1 protein-coding gene is annotated in these 3,383 nt (G+C 41.2%); it reads left to right on the top strand.

What is annotated here, in order from left to right; translation table 11 throughout:
- Positions 1 to 615 precede the first annotated feature (615 nt).
- A partial coding sequence (locus C7R73_RS03195) for a G5 domain-containing protein (RefSeq protein WP_192875234.1) occupies positions 616 to 3,383 on the top strand: 2,768 nt, incomplete at its 3' end.

Genomic DNA, 3,383 nt, shown 5'->3' with positions numbered 1-3,383 from the left:
CGAATATGAAGAAAGCGGAACTTGGAATCTCGACTATATTTTCGTAAGAGATAATGAGAATAATAGTAGGGCCCTGTATGAGAATGACTTTGGTATAATTACAGACAATACTAGCTTTACAGTAGGTATAAAATAAAACGATTAATTTACAAGCGAAACGCTCCTGTGTGTGTTCAATAAAACTATCAAATTTTGAGATAGTGATACTATATCAAGTTGGGCACATGAATCCGTGAAAGTCATATAAAACAACCATCTTCTCCCCAAACGGGTGAAGGTGGTTGTTTTTTCACATTCAAAAGTATCCTAAGGATTCCCTAATCAATTCAATCCTCATCATAACCTGCACCACTCCAACCTCCAGGCCATATAGCTTGTCCGTCGGGTCATTTCCACGACTATAACTATAAGATTTTGTGGAGTCGCGATTGATTCCTCCTGACATGATTTGAATTTTTTTAGATGATCAATTTTAACTATTTTTAAATTTATTTGTAATAAATTTAAAAATAATAATAAAGTTTATATCTCTTTATATTATGTAGTGATAAAATTACAGATGCAAGTTATTCAAAATAAACCGTCAATGTTTCGAGTTGCATTCAGGAGGAGAAAATGAGGAAAGTATTGCACAAGGTCAAATCGCATTGGATAGTGTTAGGTGTAATGGGTGCAACAGTTGTCGCTTTAGGGGCAGCGGACGTACAGAAAGTGTCAGCAGCAGAAGTGGAAGGTGCAGGAGTCATTGAAACCAATCAGGCGGCCACGAGTTTATCGGTGTCCTATGATCCGGTTACATTTTCAATGGAAGAAACTCTCGGCGAAGAGGTCCCAAACAATACAGTAGAACTTGCTGATAGTAATTTTAATGAAAGCCTAGAGGCGGTTCTCGAGGAGGGTGTAGCCACCCCTCAAAATGATACGCCGGCTATTTCCTATATTGGGGAACTGGAAGAGAATGTTGCGTCGAGCAGTGTTGAAGAAACTGTAGTGGCTACCAATGAAGATGTGATTGCTCCGGTGATTGATGCGAGTTCAATCAAAGTATCCCAGACCACGGCTACTCTTGGAGAAACCATTACCCTTTCTGTAAACATAACAGATGATGTAGGGGTTACTGAAGTAAAAGCCCAGTATTATTTGCCAACAGGAATTAAGACAATCGTAAATTTGTATAAAAACGAAATAACTGGGCTGTATGAAGGAACCATTACTGTAGATAATTCCACACAGTCGGGGAATTGGCGGTTAAATCGCCTTATTGCATATGATGCAGCGGGTAATTCGACTTCTTCCGATACGGATTATTCCAATCTATCTGCCGCAAATTTCTCTGTCACAGGAACGACCGTTGATAGTCGCAACCCGGTGATTTATCCGGAATCGGTCAAAGTTTCCCAGACATCAGTTACTGCTGGAGACACCGTTATTGTTTCTGCAAACATTACTGACGATGTAGGGGTAACATACGGAGCGGTTTCCTATCAATCACCAACAGGACTTTGGTCATCGGTCGAGTTGTTTAAGAATGAAACAAGCGGTCTGTATGAGGGAAGAATTAATGTTGATGCTTCTACCCAGTCGGGGGAATGGAAGTTTGGAGGCATCGTTGCAAGGGATGCTGCAGGCAACAGTTTGTATATCCGTAGTTATGATTGTGATTTTTCTGCTGCAGGTTTCACTGTCACAACCGATGGAAATGATGTTACAAATCCCATAATCGATGTGAGCTCGATCAAAGTATCGCAACCATCAGCTGTTCCCGGGGATACCATTACTGTTTCCGCAAATTTAACAGATAATGTTGGGGTGACGCTCGGGAGAGCTTTTTACAAAGATCCAACAGGCTCCTTGACGTCGGTAAACTTGTTTAAAAATGAAATAACCGGATTTTATGAAGGAATGATTGCTGTTGATGAAGGTACTTTTTCAGGCAATTGGATTTTAGCATCCATCGATGCATACGATGCTGCAGGAAATGTGACATCCCATTATAAAGGTGAGGTTAATCTGTCAGCTGCAAACTTTACTATTTCAGGTACACTTAACGTTGTCAGTCCTCCGGTAATTGATGGAACTTCAATCAATGTATCCCAGAAATCGGCTATTCCAGGAAATCTGATTACTGTTTCTGCAAAATTAACAGATGATGCAGACGTTCGAGAAGTCTTGGCCATGTATTATTCGCCGACAGAAGTTATTTCAGGGACAATATTGAGTAAAAATGAAATAAGCGGCTTGTTTGAAGGAACAATTTATGTGGATAATCATACCCAAGAGGGAACTTGGAACATAGATAGCATCGTTGTATTTTACAACACAGGCGGTGCTGCCGGTTTTTACCGAGATGATGTTGATTTTTCTGCTGCGAGCTTCACGGTGACAGGAACATACGCTAGCATTATCCCTGTGCTTGATGCGAGCTCGATCAAAGTATCCCAACCATCAGCTGCTCCAGGAGATACTATTACTGTTTCTGCAAAATTAACAAACGATGAAGATGTGGAATATTTACTAGCTAATTATTATTATTCGCCAACAAATTATAGAATGTCCGTTAATTTGTATGAAAATGAAATAAGTGGATTGTATGAAGGAATGTTTTCTATAAATCAGCTTACGCAATCAGGGGATTGGAAACTGATATCAATCTCGGTATTCGGAGCTGCAGGTAATTTAGCATCTTTTTTTGATTACGATTTCACTGCTGGAAATTTTGTTGTTCCTTCGTCATCATCAGAAACCTTAGAAATTACAGAAACTATTGCATATGGAAAGAAAAAAATTGAGGATCCCGCGTTGCCAATCGGTGAAACAATAGTAATCCAACCGGGAATGAATGGGAGCAAAAAAAATACTTATAGAGTTACTTATATTGACGGAGTAGAAACAAAACGCGAACTGATAAAAACAATAACCATAACAGCCCCAATTACTGAAGTAATCAAAGTCGGAACGCAGCCAAATCAAAATGAGAATATAGCTACAGGAGCAACCCTAAGCAGTTCCGTCCCATTCGACAACAGTTCATTTGCAACAGATGCGCAGGCAGACAATACAGCCGAGTATGCACGAGGCACAAACGGACTGCAGTGGGTACAAATGGATCTGGGCGCTGCTTATGATCTGAACGAAATCCAGTTGTGGCATTACTATGGGGACGGCAGAAGTTACCGCGATGTGGTCGTGCAGCTTTCCAATGACGCTACCTTCGCAAACGGAGCTGTGACCGTCTTCAATAACGATACGAACGGCAGCGCCGGCTTGGGCTTGGGCACGGACAGCGAATACAGCGAAACGAGTGCCGGTAAAACGATTGTATTTGACACTACGAAAGCCCGCTACGCAAGATTCTACTCCAACGGGAGCACGGTGAACGGCGC

The organism is Trichococcus alkaliphilus (assembly GCF_003008695.1).
In the GTDB taxonomy this organism is placed as follows: Bacteria; Bacillota; Bacilli; order Lactobacillales; family Aerococcaceae; genus Trichococcus; species Trichococcus alkaliphilus.
The sequence above is the reverse complement of the archived record's forward strand: the minus strand, read 5'-3'. Positions and strand labels throughout refer to the sequence as shown.